This window comes from Telluria sp. AIW5, from assembly GCF_056680575.1.
Genome location: NZ_CM155289.1, coordinates 5,008,459 through 5,030,316, shown reverse-complemented (window position 1 = coordinate 5,030,316; position 21,858 = coordinate 5,008,459). Strand labels below are relative to the sequence as shown.

15 protein-coding genes are annotated in these 21,858 nt (G+C 67.1%); 10 read left to right on the top strand and 5 right to left on the bottom strand.

The features are described from left to right. Positions 1-49: 49 nt before the first annotated feature. Complete coding sequence (locus AC1MEM_RS22280) at positions 50-1,417, top strand: HD-GYP domain-containing protein (protein ID WP_499474276.1); 1,368 nt, start codon at positions 50-52, stop codon at positions 1,415-1,417. 40 nt (positions 1,418-1,457) lie between these two features. Here AC1MEM_RS22280 and AC1MEM_RS22275 read toward each other — a convergent pair whose 3' ends face one another. Further along, entirely contained in the window at positions 1,458-3,323 is a 1,866-nt protein-coding gene (locus AC1MEM_RS22275; RefSeq protein WP_499474275.1) for a PAS domain S-box protein, read from the bottom strand. 350 nt (positions 3,324-3,673) lie between these two features. Here AC1MEM_RS22275 and AC1MEM_RS22270 point away from each other — a divergent pair, with 350 nt between their 5' ends. From AC1MEM_RS22270 to AC1MEM_RS22260, 3 genes are all read left to right on the top strand, one after another. Continuing rightward, complete coding sequence (locus tag AC1MEM_RS22270) at positions 3,674-5,293, top strand: methyl-accepting chemotaxis protein (RefSeq protein WP_499474274.1); 1,620 nt, start codon at positions 3,674-3,676, stop codon at positions 5,291-5,293. A gap of 283 nt (positions 5,294-5,576) precedes the next feature. Further along, the gene (locus AC1MEM_RS22265; RefSeq protein ID WP_499474273.1) at positions 5,577-6,626 is read left to right on the top strand and encodes an aldose epimerase family protein; all 1,050 of its coding nucleotides are present in this window, start codon (positions 5,577-5,579) and stop codon (positions 6,624-6,626) included. A 181-nt stretch (positions 6,627-6,807) separates the two neighbouring features. Further along, a complete protein-coding gene (locus AC1MEM_RS22260; protein WP_499474272.1) occupies positions 6,808-9,510 on the top strand; it encodes a hybrid sensor histidine kinase/response regulator in 2,703 nt (900 codons plus the stop codon). Positions 9,511-9,527: 17 nt separating this feature from the next. On the opposite strand, the gene AC1MEM_RS22255 is transcribed toward AC1MEM_RS22260, so the two are convergent. Then, entirely contained in the window at positions 9,528-10,313 is a 786-nt protein-coding gene (locus AC1MEM_RS22255) for a uracil-DNA glycosylase family protein (RefSeq protein ID WP_499474271.1), read from the bottom strand. A gap of 327 nt (positions 10,314-10,640) precedes the next feature. Between AC1MEM_RS22255 and AC1MEM_RS22250 the strand changes: the two genes are divergently transcribed. After that, positions 10,641-11,501: a hypothetical protein gene (locus AC1MEM_RS22250; RefSeq protein ID WP_499474270.1), complete on the top strand. Its 861-nt coding sequence runs from the start codon at positions 10,641-10,643 to the stop codon at positions 11,499-11,501. Between the two features lie 416 nt (positions 11,502-11,917). On the opposite strand, the gene AC1MEM_RS22245 is transcribed toward AC1MEM_RS22250, so the two are convergent. Both AC1MEM_RS22245 and AC1MEM_RS22240 read right to left on the bottom strand, forming a co-directional pair. Next, positions 11,918-12,940, bottom strand: a complete 1,023-nt coding sequence (locus tag AC1MEM_RS22245) for an asparaginase (RefSeq protein WP_499474269.1) — start codon at positions 12,938-12,940, stop codon at positions 11,918-11,920. A gap of 67 nt (positions 12,941-13,007) precedes the next feature. Continuing rightward, positions 13,008-13,871 (bottom strand): pirin family protein, encoded by an 864-nt coding sequence (locus AC1MEM_RS22240; protein ID WP_499474268.1) that lies wholly within the window; start codon positions 13,869-13,871, stop codon positions 13,008-13,010. A gap of 114 nt (positions 13,872-13,985) precedes the next feature. On the opposite strand from AC1MEM_RS22240, the gene AC1MEM_RS22235 reads away from it, so the two are divergent. The 5 genes from AC1MEM_RS22235 (at position 13,986) to AC1MEM_RS22215 (ending at position 21,002) form a co-directional block, all read left to right on the top strand. After that, the gene (locus tag AC1MEM_RS22235; RefSeq protein ID WP_499474267.1) at positions 13,986-15,518 is read left to right on the top strand and encodes a dipeptidase; all 1,533 of its coding nucleotides are present in this window, start codon (positions 13,986-13,988) and stop codon (positions 15,516-15,518) included. A 403-nt stretch (positions 15,519-15,921) separates the two neighbouring features. Beyond that, the gene (galT, locus tag AC1MEM_RS22230; RefSeq protein ID WP_499474266.1) at positions 15,922-17,016 is read left to right on the top strand and encodes a galactose-1-phosphate uridylyltransferase; all 1,095 of its coding nucleotides are present in this window, start codon (positions 15,922-15,924) and stop codon (positions 17,014-17,016) included. After that, positions 17,013-18,101 (top strand): M24 family metallopeptidase, encoded by a 1,089-nt coding sequence (locus AC1MEM_RS22225; protein ID WP_499474265.1) that lies wholly within the window; start codon positions 17,013-17,015, stop codon positions 18,099-18,101. The genes galT and AC1MEM_RS22225 overlap by 4 nt, the downstream gene beginning before the upstream one ends. Continuing rightward, positions 18,101-19,210, top strand: coding sequence for a galactokinase (gene galK, locus AC1MEM_RS22220; protein WP_499474264.1), 1,110 nt, complete (start codon positions 18,101-18,103; stop codon positions 19,208-19,210). Before AC1MEM_RS22225 ends, galK begins: the two co-directional genes overlap by 1 nt. After that, entirely contained in the window at positions 19,197-21,002 is a 1,806-nt protein-coding gene (locus AC1MEM_RS22215; RefSeq protein WP_499474263.1) for a glycoside hydrolase family 2 protein, read from the top strand. The genes galK and AC1MEM_RS22215 overlap by 14 nt, the downstream gene beginning before the upstream one ends. Positions 21,003-21,197: 195 nt before the next feature. On the opposite strand, the gene AC1MEM_RS22210 is transcribed toward AC1MEM_RS22215, so the two are convergent. Further along, on the bottom strand, positions 21,198-21,833 hold the full coding sequence (locus AC1MEM_RS22210) for a hypothetical protein (RefSeq protein ID WP_499474262.1): 636 nt from the start codon (positions 21,831-21,833) through the stop codon (positions 21,198-21,200). Between the last annotated feature and the right edge of the window lie 25 nt (positions 21,834-21,858).

The window sequence follows — 21,858 nt, the reverse complement described above, 5'->3', positions numbered from 1 at the left end:
CCAGCTTTCTGCGTACAATCGGTTGTTTCGCCACGGCAATATTCCAATCATGGACCGATTCCCCGCCACGACAGCGGCGCCGGCCGCCGCCCTCAAGCTTTCCGAACTGATCGGATCGCTCAGCTACGCGCTCGACCTGACCGAAGGCCAGCCGGCCGGCCATTGCGTGCGGGTGTGCTGGATCGGCATGCACATCGGCCGCGACGCCGGCATGAGCACCGAGCAGTTGTGGGAGCTGTATTACATGCTGCTCCTGAAGGATGTCGGCTGCAGCAGCAACGCCGCGCGCATTTGCGAGCTGTACATGACGGACGACCGCATGTTCAAGCACGATTTCAAGACCGTCGGCGACAGCCTGCCGCAGGTGCTGTCCTTCGTGTTCAAGCATGCCGGCATGAAGGCGGGCATGGCCGAGCGCTTCCGCACCGTGCTGACGATCCTGCGCGACGGCCGCAGGACCGGCAAGGAATTCATCGCCACCCGCTGCCAGCGCGGCGCCGAGATCGCGCGCCTGCTGCGTTTTCCCGAGCGCGTCGCGACCGGCATCTACAGCCTCGACGAACATTTCAACGGCAAGGGCAGCCCCGAGGGCCTGAAGGGCGAGGCGATTCCCGTCTACGCCCGCATCGCGCTGCTGGCGCAGGTGGTCGACGTCTTCCATACAGCCGGGGGCCGCGCCGCCGCGCTGGCCGAAGTGCGCAGCCGCGCCGGGACCTGGTTCGACCCGCGCCTGGTCGCGGCATTCGAGCGCGTGTCGAAGCTCGATGCGTTCTGGAGCATGCTCGGCGCGCCCGACATGGACAAGATCGTGTTTGCGATGGAACCGGTCGAACACACGGTCGCAATCGATGACGACTACCTCGACGACATCGCCACCGCTTTCGGCCAGGTGGTCGACTCGAAGAGCCCTTACACCAGTGGCCACAGCAGCCGGGTGGCGCTGTACACCGACATCATCGCCGAAGAGATGGGCATGGCGCCGGAGCGCCGGCGCTGGCTGCGGCGCGGTGCGATGCTGCACGATGTCGGCAAACTTGGCGTCAGCAACAGTGTACTGGACAAGGCCGGCGCGCTCGACCGCGACGAATGGGCCGCGGTGCGCCAGCATGCCGAGTTCACCGAATCGATCCTGTCGCGCATCGGCGCCTTCGCCGAACTGGCGCGCATCGCCGGCGCCCACCACGAGCGCCTCGACGGCGGCGGCTATCCGCGCGGTTTGAAGGGCGACGAGATCGATCTCGAGACGCGCATCATCACCACCGCCGACATCTTCGACGCCATCACCGCCGAGCGTCCTTACCGCGGCGCGATTCCCGTGCCGCAGGCCCTCGAGATGATGGAAAAGACGGTCGGCACGGCGCTCGACGCGCGTTGCCTCGCGGCGCTCAGGCGCGGGCTCGAACGCGTGCCGCTGTAAGTTTCGCCAACCCGGCACCCGGCAGGGCGCCGCTGCCGGTCTACTCTGCCAGCGGGTAGACCCGGCCTTTACCCGCGCGCTTGGCGGCATACATCTGGCGGTCCGCTTCCTTGATCAGGTCTTCCGCGCTGGCGGTGCCCGCCGGTGTGAAGACCGCCATGCCGATGCTGGCGCCGACGTCGGCAAAATCGTCGCCGACCGGCACCGGGCGGCCCACTTCGGCAATGATCTTGCTGGCCACCTGGCGCGCGTCGCCGAAGGTGTCGGCCATCGCTTCGAGCAGCACCGTGAACTCGTCGCCGGCCAGGCGGAAGACGCTGTCGGTCTTGCGCACCACGTCCTGCAGGCGCGCCGCGACCGCGCGCAGGACGGTGTCGCCGGCGTCGTGGCCAAGGTCGTCGTTGACGGCCTTGAAGCCGTCCAGGTCGATGAACAGCAGCGCCATGCTTTTTCGCGTGCGCGCCGCGCGCGATTGTGCGATCGGCAGGATTTCGAGCAGGGCGCGCCGGTTCAGCAGGTTGGTCAGCGTGTCGTGCCGGGTTTCGTATTCGCGCCTCGCCTCCGCTTCCTTGCGCTCCGAAATATCGTGCAGGAAGGCGCTGAACATCTGCTGGCCATGCACTTCGAGGGCGCTCATGCGCAATTCGACCATCAGCGATGAGCCGTCCTTGCGCACCGCCGGCACTTCGAGGCGCTTGCCCAACACCGTCGAGACCCCGGTCGTCACGTAGCGCAGCATGCCGTTGCGGTGCGCGTCGGCCATCGCGTCCGGGATGATCAGGTCGTCGAGCGATTCGCCGATCGCCTCGGACGGGCTGTAGCCGAAAGTCTGCTCGGCCGCGCGGTTCCAGACCGTGACGATGCCGCGCTGGTCGAGGCCGATGTAGGCGTCGTTCGCGTTTTCGATCACGCTGCGCAGCTCCAGCTCGCGCTCGTGCAGCGCGAGGGTACGCTCGGCAACGCGCGCCTCGAGGTCGGCGTGCAGCGCGCTCAGGGCGGCTTCGGCTGCCTTCTGCGCGCTGATGTCCTTGATCACGGCGATGAAATATTCGACCTCGCCATCCTGGTTGCGCTTGACGCTGACGTCCAGGTTGGCCCAGACGATCGCACCGTCCTTGCGGATGTAGCGTTTCTCCAGCTGGTACTGGGCGAGGTCCCCGCTGCGCAGCCGTTCGAGCAGGTCGAGATCCAGGTCGAGGTCGCCGGGATAGGTGATCCGCTGGAAGGTAATCCGCTGGAGTTCTTCCGACGAGTAGCCCAGCATCCGGGACAATTCGCGATTCACGCTGACCCAGCCGCCGGTCGGCGACACCAGCGCGATGCCGATGCTGGCCAGGTCGAAGATCGAACGAAAGCGCGCTTCGCTGGCGCTGAGCACCGCTTCCGAACGCAGCACGTGACGCCCGGCCACGGCCAGGCGCTCGCGGTACTGCACTTCCTTCTGCACGATGTCGGCCAGGTCGATCATGATGCACAGCTCGTCGGCGGTGAGCACGCGCGCCCGGTCGCCGATCGCGCACAGGGTGCCGATCGCCAGCCCGCCGCTCGAGCGGATCGGCACGCCGGCGTAGAAACGGATGTTGGGCGCGCCGGTGACGAGCGGATTGTCGGCGAAGCGCGCGTCACTGGTGGCATCGGCCACCACCAGCGGCTGGTCCTGCAGGATGGCGTAGGCGCAGAAGGCGTGCTCGCGCGGCGTTTCGCGCACTTCCAGGCCGACGCGCGACTTGAACCACTGGCGCTCTTCGTCGACCAGGGAAAACAGGGCGACCGGCACTTTCAGCAGGCGGCTGACGAGGCGGGTGACGCGGTCGAAGACTTCTTCATCCTCGGTGTCGAGCAGGCCGAGCGAGGCGAGCAGTTGACGGCGCTCGCGTTCGTCGGGTGGGGTGCTGGGTGCTGGCATGGGTTCGTGGTCCAGATGCGTTCGATAACTTATACGGTTTGCATGATGCGGATGATCCCGTGACTGTAGCAGATCGGCATAGCGGGGCGCTGTGTGCGCTTCCTGTGCCGTCGGCTTGCACGATGCGCAACTCTGTCGCGTTTGCGCCATAACGGCGCAGTATTTCACACTTTTCTTGCCGTAGTTAACAGTTCACCATGGAGTTCAACGGATTCGCGCCGTAAGATGCTTTCCATGCGGCAATTAATCGTTCTCACTCATCGTCGGGCCTTCGCGCGCCTGGTATCCGGCGAGACGCTTCCTCTTGCCGCCTGACGCGGCGCTGCCTTCATCCTTTTCAAGCTTATTCCATGAAACTCGCAAACCTGAAAATCGCCCAGCGCCTCGCGCTCGGCTTCGGCGCCCTGTGCCTCATCCTGGTCGCCATCCAGACCTTCAGCATCAACATGCTCGGCAAGGTCAATGACGGCACGGCCGACCTGGTCTCGCGCCGCGTTCCGAACATCGTCGCTACGAGCGTCGTGCTCTCCGAAGTAAACGACGCCGCCATCGCGCTGCGCAACATGATTCTCAGCGCCGACCCTGCGGACCGCCAGAAACAGCGCGACGAAATCCTCACTTCGCGGAAAGCGGGGCTGAAAAACCTCGACAAGCTGCGCCAGAGCGTGTTCTCGCCGGAAGGGCGGGCACTGATCGAGCGCATGACGGCTGCCAACGAGCGCTACATCAAGGGCCAGGAAGTGATGATGACGCTGATCGACGCCGGCGACGAGCAGGCAATGCGCCGCTACATGAAGGACGTGATGCGCCCCATCCTCTTCGACCTGAAGCAGGCGGTCAACGGCCAGCTGGCACTGCAAACCGGCATCGCGCACACGACCGCACTCAATGCACAGGCCACGTTCGAGTCGACGCGCATCCTGATGATGGTGCTGGCCGCGGCCGCGCTGGCACTGGCCGGCTTGATCGGCTGGTGGATTACCCGCTCGATCACCCGTCCGATCGCGCGCGCGCTGGAAGTGGCCAGCACGGTCGCCGCCGGCGACCTCACCAGCCGCATCGAGGTCACCACGACGGACGAAACCGGCCAGCTGCTGCAGGCCCTGAAAACGATGAACGAGAGCCTGGTGCGCACCGTCATCACGGTACGCAGCGGCACCGAGACCATCGCCACCGCCTCGGGCGAAGTGGCGGCGGGCAGCCTGGACCTCTCCGCGCGTACCGAGCAGCAGGCGGGTTCGCTCGAGGAAACCGCTTCCTCGATGGAAGAGCTGACCTCGACCGTGAAACAGAACGCCGACAATGCGCGCCAGGCCAACGTCCTGGCCGAGGCAGCGTCGAATGTGGCCGAGCGCGGCGGACGCGTGATCGGCGACGTGGTCGGCACGATGGACCGGATCAACAGCGCGGCCGGCAAGATCGTCGACATCATCGGCGTCATCGACGGCATCGCCTTCCAGACCAATATCCTGGCGCTGAATGCGGCCGTCGAAGCGGCGCGGGCGGGTGAGCAGGGCCGCGGTTTCGCGGTCGTGGCCTCCGAGGTGCGCAACCTGGCGCAGCGCTCGGCCGCCGCGGCCAGGGAGATCAAGGGCCTGATCGGCGACTCGACCGAGGCCGTGCAGGCAGGCGGCAAGCTGGTCGGCGAAGCCGGCGCGACGATGCAGGAAATCGTCGAGAGCGTGCGCCGCGTGACCGACATCATGAGCGAGATTTCCGCCGCCAGCGTCGAGCAGACGGCCGGTATCGAGCAGATCAACGAAGCCATCACGCAGATGGACCAGGTGACCCAGCAGAACGCGGCGCTGGTCGAGCAAGCCGCGGCGGCCTCGGCTTCGATGCAGGAGCAGGCAGCGAACCTGACGCGCGCGGTCAGCGTGTTCCAGGTCCAGGGCACCCAGCTGGCCAAGCCAGCCGCAAAGTGGCCGATCCAGGTCACAATGGCCGAACCGGAGTGGCAAGCCCTTTAAAGAACAACGTAGGGTGGGCACTCCGTGCCCACGCGAACCTTCGCATGGTGTTGGCACGTTTTGGACTGTTGCGCTCGCAAAGCCGAACATGTCACCAATGATCCGCGATAACGTGTCGCGTTCATTGGCGCCGTCGCCGCGTTGAACGGCAAACACAATGCGAACGTCCGCGTGGGCGCGGGGCGCCCACCCTACCGGGGCGCATCCCGTGCACGCAAGCCTGCGCGGCCATGGGCAATGCCCATGCTACGATCGCGTCATCGAATCCAGAGGACGCGACACCGTGCCATCCGCAATCACACAAGCCCCTTTCGCCCAACTGCCGGGCGGCGCGCAGGTGAATGTCTTCACCTTCGTCAACGCGGCCGGGATGTCCGTCCGCGTCCTCGACTTCGGCGGCATCATCACCGGCATCCACGTGCCCGACCGCGACGGTGTGTTCGCCGACGTGGCGCTCGGCTTCGACACGCTCGAACCCTACCGCGGCGACAGCCCGTATTTCGGCGCCCTGATCGGCCGCTACGGCAACCGCATCGCCAATGGCCGCTTCACGCTCGACGGCAAGACATACACGCTGCCGGTCAACAACGGCAACAACCACCTGCATGGCGGCGTGCCCGGCTTCGACCGCGTGCTGTGGCGCTCGCGCATCGAAGGCGAGGAACTGGTGCTGGACTACCGCAGCCAGGACGGCGAGCAGGGCTACCCGGGCACGCTCGAGGCGACGGTGCGCTACCGCCTGACCGACGACAACGAGATCGTGGTGCGCTTTTCGGCCGTGACCGACCGCGCCACGCCAGTCAACCTGACCCAGCACTGTTACTTCAACCTGGCCGGCGGCGGCGACATCCTCGGCCACGACATCACGATCGATGCGGACAGGTTTGTCCCCATCGACGCCGGCCTGATCCCGCTTGGGACCCTGGCGCCGGTCGCGGGCACGCCTTTCGATTTCCGGACGCCGTCGCCAATCGGCGCGCGCATCGGCGAAGAGGACGCGCAGCTCCTGCACGGCAGCGGCTACGACCACTGCTTCGTGCTGAACAAGCCGGTGCCGGGCGCGATGACCCGCGCGGCGCGCGTGCGCGAACCGCGCTCGGGCCGCGTGCTCGAGCTGTTCACGCAGGAGCCGGGCGTGCAGTTCTACAGCGGGAATTTCCTCGACGGCTCGCTCGCGGGCAAGGGCCGCACGTACATCCATCGCAGCGGCTTTTGCCTCGAGCCCGAGCACTTCCCCGATTCGCCGAACCAGCCGGCCTTCCCGAACACGATCCTGCGTCCGGGCGACGTCTACGCCACCGAATCGCGCTTCCGGTTCTCGGTCGAGGCTTGAACCAGGCGCGCCGCACCGGGTGTGGCGCGCCGGCCCCGTTTTTCATGCGCCGCGCATGACATCTATCCACCCCGCATGACCCGGTCACGCCAGCGTGACGCTTGCTTTTTCGGCACGCTTTCGGCCGCTATAATCGGAAAATTCCTACCCGCCGACAAAGGCTTCCCGAATGAGCCGAGCGATGCGCGCAGTTCCACCCGACGCCGGCGGCGAGGGCGTGCGCGCGATGCTGCGCGCCGTGCCGCTCGCCGGCGGCAAGCCGTGGCCGGACGCCTTGCGCGTGGTGGTCGACCTGATGCTCGGCTCGCGCTTCCCGATGTGCGCGGCCTGGGGCTCCGAGCTGCGCCTGGTCTACAACGACGCCTTCGTCGACCTGCTCGGCGAGCGCCATCCTGCCGCCTTCGGCCAGCCTGTGGCGCAAGCGTTTACCGATTCATGGAGCGGGGTGGTGCCGGTCGTGGATGCCGCGCTGGCGGGGGAACCCGCGCTGGTCGAGGACCTGGTGCTGGATGTGGTGCAGCATGAGCGCGCGGCGCGCCGCTATGTCACGATGTCGAGCTCGCCGCTGCGCGAGCGCGGGGATATGTCCGGCGTGGCCGGTGTGCTCTGCGTGTTCACCGACACCACCGCGCGCGTGCTGGCCGCGCAGCAGCACCGCTTCCAGCGCAAGCTGAACGCCACCCTGCGCGAGCTGCTCGATCCGGTCGACATCATGGAAGCGGCCAGCGCGCTCGTGGGCCGGCACCTGGCGGTGGGGCGCGTCGGCTATGGCGAGGTCGATGCGGCGGGGCAGGCCATCAGTGTCGAGCGCGACTGGACGGACGGCAGCGTCGCCAGCCTGGCCGGCGAGACGCGTCCGCTCGACAGCTTCGGACCGGCCCTGATCGCCGAGATGCGCGCCGGGCGCTCGGTGCAGCTCGACGACGTCGCGGCCGATCCGGTGGCCGCGCCCTATGCCCCCGGCTATGCGAGTATCGGCGCGCGTGCGGTGATTGCGGTCCCGATCATCGAGGCCGGGCGCCTGGCGGCCGTGTTCTACCTGCACGAGGCCGCGTCGCGCGACTGGAGTGCGCGCGAAGTGGCGCTGGCCGAGGACGTGGCGCGCCAGACGCGCGAGGCGGTGCGCCGCGCCCGCGTCGAGGAGACGCTGCGCGACGAGACGCGCATCCTCGAACTGCTCAACCGCACCGGCCAGGCCCTGGCCTCGACGCTCGACCACGACATGCTGCTGCAGGCGATCACCGATGCCGGCACCCAGTTGAGCGGCGCCCGCTTCGGCGCCTTCTTCTACACCGCCCAGGACGAGCGCGGCGAAAACCTGCTGCTCTATACGCAGTCCGGCGCACCGCGCGACGCCTTCGAAAACTTCGGCCACCCGCGCCCGACCGCGGTCTTCGGCCCGACCTTCCACAACCAGGGCATCGTGCGCAGCGACGACATCACGCTCGACCCGCGCTACGGCCAGGCGGCGCCGCACTACGGCATGCCGCGCGGGCACCTGCCGGTGCGCAGCTACCTCGCCGTGCCGGTCGTGGCGCGCTCGGGCGCGGTGCTGGGCGGCCTGTTCTTCGGCCACCCGGAGCCGGGCGTGTTCAGCGAACGCAGCGAACGCATCGTCGCCGGCATGGCGGCGCAGGCGGCGGTGGCGCTGGACAATGCGCGCCTGTACGAGGCGGCGCGCAAGTCGGCGCTCGAGCGCGAAGCGCTGCTGCAAAGCGAGCGCGCGGCGCGCGTCGAGGCCGAGCGCCTCTCGCGGATGAAGGACGAATTCCTGGCGATGCTGGCGCACGAGCTGCGCAACCCGCTGGCGCCGATCAGCAGCTCGGCGGCGCTGCTCAACATCCAGTTCCGCGAGGAGCCGCGCATCCGCCAGGCCAGCGCCATCATCGGCCGCCAGGTCAAGCACATGAGCCGCCTGATCGACGACCTGCTCGACGTTTCGCGCGTGACGCGGGGCCTGGTGACGCTACAGGTGGAAGAGATCGACCTGTGCGACGTCGTGCGCAGCGCCCTCGACCAGGCGCGCCCGCTGATCGACGAGAAATCGCACCGCGTCGATCTCGTCTTGCCCGCGGGGCGGGTAGCGGTGCGCGGCGACGCGACCCGCCTGATCCAGGCGGTGGCGAATATCCTCAACAACGCGGCCAAGTACACGCCGCCGGCCGGCACCATCCGCATCGCGCTCGGGGTCCGGGAAGGCCGGGCGCGCCTGGAAGTGCGCGACAACGGCTCCGGCATGCCGCCCGAACTGCTGCCGAGCGTGTTCGAGCTGTTCACGCAAGGCGCGCGCACCCTGGCGCGTTCGCAGGGCGGCCTCGGGCTGGGCCTGGCGCTGGTCAAGAAGCTGGTCGAGATGCACGGCGGCGCCGTCACGGCCCACAGCGACGGGGTCGAGCTGGGCAGCGTGTTCACGATCGACTTGCCGTGCGCGCAAGGCGAGGGCGATGTCGAGGGAGCGGCGCGCCCTTGCGGCACGCCGGCGCGGCCCGCCGATGCCGCGGCCTACCGTCCCTTGAGCGTGATCGTCGTCGACGACAACGAGGACGCGGCCGACAGCCTGGCCACGCTGCTCAGGACCCAGGGGCACGCGGTGGCGGTCGAGTATTCGGGAGAGGGCGCGCTGCGGCGCGCCACGAACGAGCCGCCGGACGCGATGGTGGTCGATATCGGCCTGCCCGACATGGATGGCTACCAGCTGGGCGCACTGCTGCGCGCCCAGCCCGCAACACGCGGCGCCGTGCTGATCGCCGCGACCGGCTACGGCGGCGAGCAGGACCGGGTGCGGGCGCACGCTGCCGGGTTTTCGCACCACCTGGTGAAACCGGTCGACATGGGGGCGCTGGTGCGTATCCTCCAGGATGCCGCCAGCGCGGCACGTCCCTGAGGCCCTGTCGGGCGATCCTATCGTTCGCTGAGCGAGTCCATTTGCGCCAGCAAGGTGGCGCGCGAAGCGTCGATCTGGCGCGCATTGGTGCGCGATGACAGCGCCGCGCGGTCTTTCCGGCCGAGGAAATAGGCGACCCGTTCGGCATTCGCGCCGGAGGGGTGGGGCAGGCCATGCAGGATACGCTCGCGCCGGATCACGCCTTCGCGCGCCAGCCAGTCGAGTCCTTCGGCGACGCTGCCGCCCATCGGGATGTAGAGCGCATCGGGCAGCTGCGCCGCTTCATGCGCGAAATAGCGCAGCACCTGCTCGCGGAGAAAAGGCAGCTTGGCCATGCCCGGCGTGCCGCTGTAGTTCCTGCCGTCGGCGAACACCGGATGGCGCAGGATCGCGCTGATCTGCACCAGTTGGGCATCGGCATCGAACAGCGAGGCGCAACTGGCGATGCCGAGCCAGCGCTGCACGCCGATGGCGTCCAGCAGGGCGATGAAGTTGGGGCGGATCGCGCCGCTGAAGGCGCCGGCCAGGCGCGCCGCGCGCAGCACCTCGTCCTGGGGCGCGCCGGCGGCCATCGTGCGCTGGGCTTCGCGCATCGCGTTCTTCCACTGCGCAAAGCCGGGTGCGATGCCGACGACGACGATGCGCGCGGCCGGGTTCACGTATTCGAAGGGAATGTAGTGCACGCTGAGCCGGCCCTCGCGCGCCAGCAGGAAGCGTTCGGGTAGGGCGGCGGGCGAACCGATCGCCGCCAGGTCGAGGTCGCGGATGGCGTCGGCGTAGGCGGGAAACAGGATTGGGCTCATGGCTGTCCCGAGGCGCTCGCCACACGTGCCGGCGCCGGCCGCGCGACGCCCACGGCGCGATGCGGCCCCTGCATGCGGGAGACAGGGCAGGGCGGCGTGGCGGTCGATCGGCGCGTTTTGATGTGCATACAATTGGACAAATGCAGTTATATTTTAGAAAATTATAGTTCCTACAACAAATACAGTAAAGCAGAAGCTCGCGGCCCTCGTGTGCGGCAGGGTGCTGGCCTGCGTGGCGGACCGGCCGGTGGTAAGCTGGCGTTAGGAATCCGCTTCATTGATGAGGCCGTTTCTGATGACAGTTTTTTAGTCCGGAAGGAGGGCGCCATGCCCCAGGTCGCACTGATCACGGTTCACGGAATGGGCGAAACGCCGCGCGACTACGCGGCCGGCGTGTTCGGCGAGATGCGCAGCCGGCTCGGTCCCGCGCTGCGCGAGCGCGCGGCCTTTTATTCGGTGTATTACCAGGACATCCTGCAAAAGAACGAGCAACTGGTCTGGGACCGCGTCGACAGCGGCGGCAAGGTGCATTACGACGCGCTGCGCAAGTTCATGCTGTTCGGCTTCGCGGATGCCGCCGGCCTCGAAAACCGCAAGGAAGACCCGGGCTCGGTCTACGAGCTGGCGCAGGTGCAGATCGCGCGCGCGTTGCTGGCCGCCTGCGCGGCCAACCAGGACATGCCGGTCGTGTTCCTCGCGCATTCGCTCGGCTGCCAGGTACTGTCGAGCTATATCTACGATGCGCAGAAGGCGCTCGGCGGAGGACGGGTCGAGGCCGGCATCTGGCGCGACATCGACGCCTGGTCGCGCCCGGCGCTGGGGCGTGTGCTGAGCGGACGCGAAAAGCAGTTCCTGGCCGGCGGCACCTGCAGCGCCCTGGTGACGACCGGCTGCAATATCGCGATTTTCGTCGCCGCGCACAAGGAAATGCACATCAAGCCGATCGCGCCGCCGACGCCCTTGTTTCGCTGGCTGAATTTGTACGACCCCGACGACGTGCTCGGCTGGCCGCTGCAGCCGCTCTCCGAGGGCTACCGCGTGATGGTCGAAGACCGGGTCATCAATGCCGGGCAGGGCGCGGTGGCATGGATGCTCAAGAGCTGGAATCCGCTGTCGCATAACAGCTATTGGCAGGACGGGGAGGTGCTCGAGCCGCTGGCGGGGATGCTGAGACGCTTGGTTTCGTAGGGTCGGCACTTGTGCCCACGCCGTATGGCACCGTTGCGTGTCGCGATCCGTAGGGTGGAGTCCCGACTCCACGCGTTGCAGCGCATGATCAACGCCGCGGCTCGCAATAAATTCCGGCGGACGCGACGGTGCGAACGCGTGGGCTCGAGAGCCCACCCTACGTTACGCGCCGGTCAACGGCGAGTTCAGATGTATTTTCGTAGGGTGGGCACTTGTGCCCACGCCGTATGGCACCGTTGCGTGTCGCGATCCGTAGGGTGGAGTCCCGACTCCACGCGTTGCAGCGCATGATCAACGCCGCGGCTGGCAATAAATTCCGGCGGACGCAACGGTGCGAACGCGTGGGCTCGAGAGCGGTTCGCCGCCCGGCCCACCCTACGTTACGCGCCGGTCAACGGCGAGTTCGGATGTAGCGATTACGCCCGCTGCAGCGTGAATAGCGTGCGGATATCGCCGGCCACCGTGCCGCGTGCGTTGCGGATCCGGGGCTGGCGAAACCGCTCCAGCACGGCGCGCCTGCCCTCGTCCAGCAAGCCGAGTTGATCGAGCACCTGGTACGTAATCGTGTGCAGGCCGCGGTTGTTGCCGTCGGCGACCTTGATGGCGATGCCGATCCCGAGCGAACGGATGCCGATCGCCTGCACGGCGTCGGCGCCGATTTTTGCTACCCAGTCTCCGCCGCCCGCCGTCATCAACACCAGGTCGCTGCGCTCGGTGCCGGAGACCATGTCCGGACGATGCGTCATCGCGTCGAACAGGGGACCGAGCGCGTTCCCGAGCAGCGGGTCGCCCGCGCCTTGCGCCAGGCGCGCGTACAGGTGGGCGAGACTGGCCAGCGGCAGCGCATAGTTCGGCGCCGAGCAGCCGTCGATCCCGCTCGGCAGCTGCGCTTCCGGCAAATTCACTGCATCGGCCAGCGCGGTGCGGATCGCGCGCTGCAGCGGGTGGCCTGGGTCGACATAGCCGGCGGTCGGCGCGCCGTGCAGGCGGCACCATCCGAGGAAGCCGCTGTGCTTGCCCGAACAGTTGTGGTGCAACGGGGTCCAGCTGCGGTCCTGCGGCACCGGCAGGTTGTTGGTCTCGTAGTACAGCGGCGCGGCGCAGCCGCATTCGAGGTGGCCGGCGTCGAGGTCGATTTTATTCAGGATCGCGCGTACGCCGTTCAGGTGTTTTTCTTCGCCCGAATGGCTGGCGCACAGCAGGGCCAGCTCTTCTTCCGCGAGGCCGAATTTCGCGGGACCGCCGGACAGCAGGAAGGGCAGGGCCTGGAAGGGTTTCAGCGCCGAGCGCGTAAAGGTCTGGTACTGCGGATCGCCGGCCCAGGCCAGCAGGCGGCCCGTGGTGTCGACGACGGCGATCGAGCCGGCGTGGACGTTTTCGATCGTGTAGCCGGTGTCTGGATAGCCGCGCGTGGTGGCGGCGAGGGGGACGGCGTGCATGCTCGCATCTCGTGAAGTTGAGTAGCCGCCTACTCTAATCGAGGCCGCAAAAAAGGAGCGCACCCCCTCACATCGGCTGTCCGAACTTGCCGGCCTGGTAGTCGCGAATCGCCTGCTCGATCTCGGCGCGCGAATTCATGACGAAAGGTCCGTGCGACACCAGCGGCGCGCCGATCGGCTCCGCGTGGCCGAACAGGATCAGTGCGTCTTCCAGCGCCGTCATCTCCACTTCGTCGCCCTCGTGCCCGAGTTCGACCAGGTGGAAGGCACTGACGCGGTCCTCCGCCATGCCGACCTGCAGGGCGCCGCGCACGACATAGAGGAACACGTTGCGCCCGGCCAGGCCGCGCACGCGCAGGCGCCCGCCCGGTTGGTACGCGATGGTACTCATGAAGACCCCGGTCAGCGACTGCACCGGCCCGCGCGTGCCTTCCCATTCGCCTGCGCTCAGGTGCATCGTCACCCGGCCGTCGTCCAGCTGCAGCGCCGGGATCTCGTCCCGTTGCAGGCCGGTGTAGGCGGGCCTGGTCATCTTGAGGTGCGGCGGCAGGTTGATCCACAGCTGCAGGATCTCGAGCGGCCCGCCGCTTTGCAGGAATTCGGGCGGCGAGATCTCGGCGTGAATCAGGCCGCTGCCGGCCGTCATCCACTGCACGCCGCCGGCGCGGATGATGCTCTCGTAACCGGCGCTGTCCTTGTGCATCAGCATGCCCTCGAGGATGAAGGTGACGGTCTCGAAGCCGCGGTGCGGGTGCGGGCCGAAGGGCAGGCCGTGGTTGTGGGGCGGGTAGGTTTGCGGGCCGTGGTGGTTCAGGAAGAGGAAGGGGTCGACCTGCTCAAGGTGGCGGCTGGGGACCGGGCGCTGGGTAACCAGGTCGCCGATATCGTCGCGCAGTGCCGGGTGAATCCGGCTCACCAGTTTGTCGCTCATTGTTAGCCTCGTTCGTCTTGTCGTTGACCGCCACGATACCGGAATGCGGGCCGCCGTGCAGCGCCGACGCTGTGCTAGACTCGTTGCGCCTATGCAATGGAGACACCCCAGACCATGAAAAGAACGATCCTCGCCAGCCTGCTGCTGGCCTGCGCGCTGCAGGCGCACGCCGAGGCGCCAGGGCGCGCCGCTCCGGGTTCAGTCCCGAGTGCGGCCGCCGTCAAGGCTGCCAAGTACGCCGTCACCACCTATCGCACCGAGGTCGTCAAGACGCTCGCCGGCCTCGTCAGCTTCAACACCGTGGCCGACCCGAAGGTCCCGTCCGACCAGGACCCGCAGCACATCGCATTCAAGAACTATCTCAGAACCGAGGCAAGCCGTCTCGGTTTCGATTTTACCGACCATGGCTGGGTGATCGTCATCGGCATGGGTAAAGGCGAGGAGCGCGTCGGCGTCGTCACGCACGGCGACGTGCAGCCGGTCGACCCGGCGAAGTGGAGGAAGTCGCCCTTCGTGCTGGACCAGACCAGCGAACCGGGCAAGCTGCTGGCGCGCGGCGCGGAGGACGACAAGGGCCCGATCGCCACCGCCCTGTACGCGATGAAGGCCCTGAAAGACCAGCAGCAGCTGCCGCTCTCGAAGCGCATCGAGCTGTATGTGTACATGGGCGAGGAATCGAACTGGCAGCCGCTGGTCGACTTCCTGAAAACCCACGAGCCGCCGCAGATGAACATCACGCTCGACGCCGAGTATCCGGCAGTCGTCGCCGAGAAGGCATCGGGCACGATCGCCGTCACCTTCCCGAAGAACGGGGCGGCGGTGCCGGCTGCGGGCGAAGCCTATATTGCAGCCTTCGGCGGCGGCTTCTTCGGCAGCCAGATTCCGGAAGACGCGAACGCGACGATCGCCAACGCGACACCCGCGCTGGAGGCGCAGGTGCGCGAGCGCGGCGCGAAGCAGGAAGGCATGCATTACGAATTCACGCGCAAGGACGGCGACCTGGAGGTGCGTGCGCGCGGCGTGTCGGCGCACTCGTCGAAGCCGGAAGATGGCGTGAATGCGGTGGCGATGCTGGCCGATGCGCTGGCCGTGCAGCCCTGGCTGAACACGACGGCCGGCGCAGCGGTGAACTACCTGAACGAACTGGTGGGAACAGGCCTGTACGGCGAAAAATTCGGCGGCATCGCCTATCGCGACAAGTTCATGGGACCGATGACGGTGGCCCCGACCGTGATCCGCCAGAAGGACGATGGCATCGAGGTGTCGATCAACCTGCGCCGTCCGCAGGGCAAGAGCATCGAACAGCTGACCAATGAGGTGAATGCCGCGCTGGCCGGCTGGCAGGACCGCAACGTGAAGCTGGCGAACGTGACGGTGCGCACGGGCGAACCCTGGCTACGCACGAATGCGCCGCAGCTGCCGGTGCTGATGAACGTGTTTTCGTACTTTACCGGCATGAAGGATCCGAAGCCGGTGGCGATCGGCGGCGGCACCAACTCGCGCCTGTTCCCGAATGCGGTCAGCTTCGGTCCCGGCATGCCCGGCGAGGTGTACACGGGCCACTCCGAGCATGAATTCATCACGCTCAAGCAGCTGTTGCTGAACCTGCAGATGTACACGGCGGTGCTGGCCGAACTGGCGAAGTAGGCAGGGCTTGTCCATACCGCCGGCGCACCCCGCGCCGGGGTTCCGCCGCCATCGCGACGGCCCGCAACGGGCCGATCCAGCGCTCGCCGTTCCGCTTGGGCTTGTCAGTGTTTGTCTTGCCAAAACCCGTAAATACTTCTTATCGTTTTGTAGGCTTGGTCCTACAAAAAACACTGGTTTCAGCCATCCAGACCGGGTCCAGGCCGCGTCTTCATAGGAGCGGCGCAGCGCTGCCTCCCGCACCTGTCCCGACAGCTCCGCTGAGTCATTAACTGTTGGAAAAAACATACGTTCTGCTCGGAAAATGTAGCGTAAGCGCCATGTTAGGATCATTGCTTAGCCGCGTACGCAGAGTGTTGGTCACCCTGCGCGCGTATGTGATCTGCCGACACGAAGCGATGCCATGCACAGTAAAGAACTGACAAAGCCAGACGGACGACACCTGACCCTCTACAGCAACCGGCCGATTCCGGACGGCCTGGTGGCGCCCAGCCCTTTCCCCGACCCCATGAATGCCAACCCGCACCTGCGCTGGCATCCCTTGCGCGGCGAGTGGGTCACGTATGCCGGGTTCCGCCAGAACCGCACCTTCCTGCCGCCGCCCGAGTACAACCCGCTGGCGGTCACCAAAGACCCGGCCAATCCAACCGAGCTGCCGGCGGGCGACTACGAGATTGCCGTGTTCGACAACCGCTTTCCGTCGCTGGCGCTCGAATCGCACGATCCGCCCCACCTTACCGTGCCGACCGCGCCCGCCAATGGCCACTGCGAAGTGGTGGTCTTCACCCAGGACCCGACCACGGCCCTGGTGCACCTGCCGCTGTCGCGCATCGAACTCCTGCTGCAGGTATGGGGCGACCGCACGCGCCGCATTGGCGCCAACCCCAACATCGAATACGTGCTGCCCTTCGAAAACCGCGGGGCCGAAGTCGGCGTGACGCTGCACCATCCGCACGGCCAGATTTATTCGTATCCGTTCGTGCCGCAGGTCCCGGCGCGCATGCTGGCCCAGGAGCGCGAATACTATCTCGAGCACGGCGCCAGCCTGCTGTGCGACATGGCGAAAAACGAAGCGGCCGACGGGCAGCGCGTGTTGTACCAGGACGAGCATGCGATCGCCTTCGTGCCGGCCTGCGCACGCTATCCGTATGAAGTCTGGGTCATGCCGACCGGCCCCTGCCAGGATTTCGCATCGCTGACCGACGTGCAGCGCGCCAGCCTCGCGCGCTGCCTGAAAACCGTGCTGCTCAAGTACGAGACGATGTGGAACCGGCCTTTCCCTTACCTGATGGCCTGGTACCAGGCGCCGACCGATGGCATGGCGCATCCGGAAACCCAGCTGCACGCCCAGTTCTTCCCGCCGTACCGCTCGCGCGACCGCCTGAAATACCTGGCCGGTACCGAGATTGGCGCGGGCATGTTCGCGATGGACGTCCTGCCCGAGAACACGGCGGCCGAGCTGCAGGCGGTGGCCGTCACGCTGGAGGACGGCGCATGAGCGGCGTCGAGCGTGCCGCCGAAGTGGCGGCCAAGCTGGCCTTGCTGCGCGATTGCCTCGAGCGCAGCGGCGCCGCGGCGATCCGCCTGCGCGGCATCGACTGGTTCGCCTGGGTCACGGCCGGCGGCTCGAGCGCGGTGCTGCACACGTCGGAACTGGGCGTGGCCGAGGTGCTCGTCACGCGCGACGACGCCGTGATCCTGACCGATGAGATCGAGGCGGCGCGCCTGCGCGAGGAAGAAGTCCCGGCGGGCTTCACCTTCCACGTCACGCCCTGGGCCCAGGTCGAACTGCGCGAACGTTATGTGCTGGGCCTGGCGGGCGACCGCCCGGTGCTGTCGGACCGTCCGCACGGCAGCGAGCAGCCGTTGCCGACGGCCTTGCGCCAGCGGCGCCTGGTGTTGCAGGCGTCCGAGCAGGCGCGCTACCGGTTGCTGGGACGCGAAGCGGCCGAAGCGATGACGCAGGTGATGCGGACCGCGCGCCCGGAATGGACCGAATACGACCTGGCCGCGGCCGGCGCCGCCGCGCTGTGGCGACGCGGCATCCATCCGGCCCTGGTGCTGGCCGCCGGCGAGCGGCGCCTGCCGGCCTACCGGCATCCGACGCCCTCGCATGAACCAATCGGGTCGCGCGCCATGCTGGTGTTCGGCGCGCGCCGCCACGGCCTGTATGCGAATTTGACGCGGTTTGTCAGCTTCGGGCCGGCCCCGCAGGACCAACGCGCGCTGATGGAAGTCGAGGCCACCGGTCTCGCCACCGTCACGCCGGGCAAATCGCTGTCGGCCGTGTACCACGCCTTTGCCGCTGCCTACAAGCACGCCGACCGCCAGGACGCGATCAACGAACACCACCAGGGCGGCATTACCGGCTACCTGGCGCGCGAGATCGTCGCCACCGCCAGCACGGCGACCGAACTGGAAGAGGGCATGGCCTTCGCATTCAATCCCAGCTTTGACGGCCTGAAGATCGAGGACACTTTCCTCCTCGGGCCGCAGGGGCTGGACAACCTGACCCTGGATCCGCAGTGGCCCGCCGTGACGGTGCATGGCCGCGAGCGGCCCCTTTGGCTGGAGACAAACTGATGGTGACAACCGATTCCTTCTTCGGCGGCCCGCCCGAGGTTCACGCCTCCGCACCCGGACGCGTGAACCTGCTGGGCGAGCATACCGATTACAACGACGGCTTCATGCTGCCGGTGGCCACGCCCCAGCGCACGACGGTGGCTTTAAGTCGTAGCAACGACGGCCATTTCCATTTCTATTCGAGTACATTGGACGCCAACGTCACCTTCGCCCCGGACGGCAGCGCGCCGCCTGGTTTCGGCAGTTATATCGAAGGCTGCATCCGCCTGGTCGAAGCCGAGGGAGTAAAGGTACCGCCACTGCGGGCCTGGATCTCGACCGACGTGCCGGTCGGTTCCGGCCTGTCCTCGAGCGCCGCGCTGGAAGTGGCGACCCTGCGCGCATTGCGCCAAATGCTCGGTTTCGAACTCGACGACGTCAAGCTGGCGCGCATCGCCCAGCGCGCCGAGATCGAGTACGCGCGCGTGAACTGCGGGATCATGGACCAGATGGCGTCCAGCCTGGCGGACGAGTCGCACATGCTGTTCATCGATGCGCGCACCCTGGAGCACCGGCTTGCGCCGCTGCCGCAGGGCGCCGAGATCATCGTCATCGACTCCGGCATCGCGCGCAAACTGGCCGGCAGCAAGTACAACGAACGGCGCGCCGAATGCGAAGAAGCCTCGCGCAAACTTGGCGTAACGGCACTACGAGACGTCACCGATCCGGCATCGGTGGAAAGCCTGCCGGAGCCATTCAGACGCCGCGCCCGCCACGTGGTGCAGGAAAACCTGCGCGTGCTGGAAGCGGCCGAGGGCGTTCCGCTGGAACGCTTCGGCGAACTGATGAACGCGTCGCACTTCAGCCTGCGCGACGATTACGAGGTATCGATCCCTGAACTCGACGAACTGTGCGCCCTGCTGCGCGCGCAGGACGGCGTGGTCGGCGCGCGCCTGACCGGCGCCGGTTTCGGCGGCGCCTGCGTGGCGCTGTGCAAGGCGGGTTTCGCACAAGGGGCGGCCGAGGCTGCCCTCACCGAATACAACAGGAACGGACGACAGGGCCGCATCCTGATCCCGCGTCTGAGCCCGACTTCGAATGAAGGAAAGGAAAACAATGAGTCAGTTTGAATATCCCCGTCCGCAACTGGTACGCGACAACTGGATGAGCCTGAACGGCAAGTGGCGCTTCTGTTTCGACGACGAGATGCGCTGCAAGCTGCCGGGCGAGGTGCCGCAATGGACCCATGAGATCGAGGTGCCGTTCGCACCCGAAACGAAGATGTCCGGCATCGGCGACACGGGCTTCCACCGTGTCTGCTGGTACGAGCGCGAGTTCACGCTCAGCCCGACCGAAGGGCGCACGATCCTGCACTTCGGCGCGGTCGACTACCTGGCGCGGGTCTGGGTCAACGGCCAGCTGGTGGCCGAGCACGAAGGCGGCCATACGCCGTTCATGGCCGACATCACCTCGGCCATGAAGGCGGACGGCATCCAGCTCGTCACCGTGTATGTGGAGGATGACCCGGCCGACCTCGCGAAGCCGCGCGGCAAGCAGGACTGGCTGCTGGAGCCGCACTCGATCTGGTATCCCCGCACCACCGGCATCTGGCAGACGGTGTGGGTCGAGCAGGTTGAAAAGACCTTCATCAACAAGTTGAAATGGACCCCGATCTTCGAGACCTTCGAGATCGGCTGCGAGGTGTTCGCGGGCGGCGAAATCCGCGACGACATGTTTATAGAGGTCAAAATCTGGCATGGCGAACATTTGCTGGCGGACGACCACTACAAGCTGCTGGGCGGTGAAGCGAACCGCAAGATCGCCCTGTCCGACCCCGGCATCGACGATTCGCGCAACGAATTGCTGTGGAGCCCGGAACGCCCGACGCTGCTCGACGCCGAGGTCACCTTGCGCTGCGGCGACCGCGTGGTCGACCGCATCCGTTCCTACACGGCCCTGCGCTCGTTCGCGATCAACCGCGACCGCCTGATGTTGAATGGGAGGCCCTACCAGCTGCGCCTGGTGCTCGACCAGGGCTACTGGCCCGAATCCTTCCTTACGGGCCCGTCCGACGAGCACCTGAAACGCGACGTCGAACTGGCGAAGCTAATGGGCTTCAACGGTGTGCGCAAGCACCAGAAAATCGAAGACCCGCGCTACCTGTACTGGGCCGACAAACTGGGCCTGCTGGTCTGGGAAGAGATGCCGTCGGCCTATCGTTTCAGCGCCAAGGCGATCACGCGCATGGTGCGCGAGTGGACCGAGGCGATCGAACGCGACTACAGCCACCCCTGCATCATCGTCTGGGTGGCCTTCAACGAATCCTGGGGCGTGCCGAACCTGACGCTCACGCAGGCGCACCGCAATGCCGTCGAGGCGCTGTACCACCTGACGCGCACGCTGGACGCGACGCGGCCGGTGATCGGCAACGATGGCTGGGAAGCCTCGGCCACCGACATCCTCGGTATCCACGACTACGACTGCGACCCGGAAAAGCTCGGCGCGCGCTATGCCGTCACCGACCCGGTACGTACGCTGTTCGACCAGCGGCGTCCAGGCGGGCGCATCCTGACCCTGGACGGCTTCCCGCACCGCGGCCAGCCGATCGTGCTGACCGAATTCGGCGGCATTGCCTACGACACCAAGGGCACGCCGGAAGAGGGCACCTGGGGCTATTCGCGCTCGACCACGGCCGAGGGTTTCCACAACCTCTACCGCGGCTTGCTGAAAGCGGTGAACGAAACCTTCATGTTCAGCGGTTTTTGCTATACGCAGTTCGCCGACACCTTCCAGGAGGCCAACGGGCTGCTGAACGCGGACCGCACCCCGAAACTGCCATTCGAGCTGATCTCGGCGGCAACGCGCAACGCGCAGCTCAAGCCGGTCAAGGCCGAGGACGAGAAGGACGACGGTCCGGCCTGAGGCTTGACGCCCGTGCGCTGAAATGCCGACCACGCCGCTGCCCGACCCGGGGCGGCGGTTTTTTTTGTGCGCGGAGTTGTTGCTGCCTCGCGCACGAAGCTCTGCTGCGTCACGCACGGAAACCCTGCTACCTCATGCACGGCAGCCGGGCTGCCGTGCATGCTGCGGTTTGCTCGTCCGGCGCTGAGGCGGCCGTCAGTGCTTGATGGCGCCGCGGCTGTGGTTCACACGGTCGCCGCTGCGAAAGTCTGGCGTGGCGTCCTGCGTCACGACCTGGGTACTGCCGTCGTCCATGCGCAGGGTGACCCGGTAGACGCGGTCCGACGTCATCGAGCCGCCCGAAGTGCCGGCGGCGCCGCTGCTGCCGCTCGCACCGCTGCCGCTGATACCGCCGCTCGTGCGCGGCACCATTTCGATCGAGACGACGGTGCTGTTCGGGCTCGCGCCGGCCGCCATGCCGCTGCCGGTGGCGGCGCCGGCCTGGGAGCTGCCGCTGGCGGTGTCGGACATCGTGCCGGCCGAGCTGCCCTGGGTCGTGCTGCCCGAGCTGCTGGACTGGTCGACGCCGCTGCTGCCCGAGGTTCCCGACGTGCCGGAGCTGCCGGAGCTGGTGCCGCCGCTCGTGCCGGACATGCCGCCAGCATCGTTGCCGGTCGCGCCGCTGGTCGAGCTGCCGGTCGCGCCGGCTGCGCCGCTGCTGCCGCTGGCGGCGCTGCCCGGGGTGTCGCCGCCGCCCGAATCGCCGCCGCCGCGCATGCTTGCGCAGCCCGACAGGCCGAGCGCCATGGCCAGCAAGCCCGCCAGCAACATGCTCTGATGTTGTTGTTTCATGATGGATCCTCCGTTGATTTTGTCA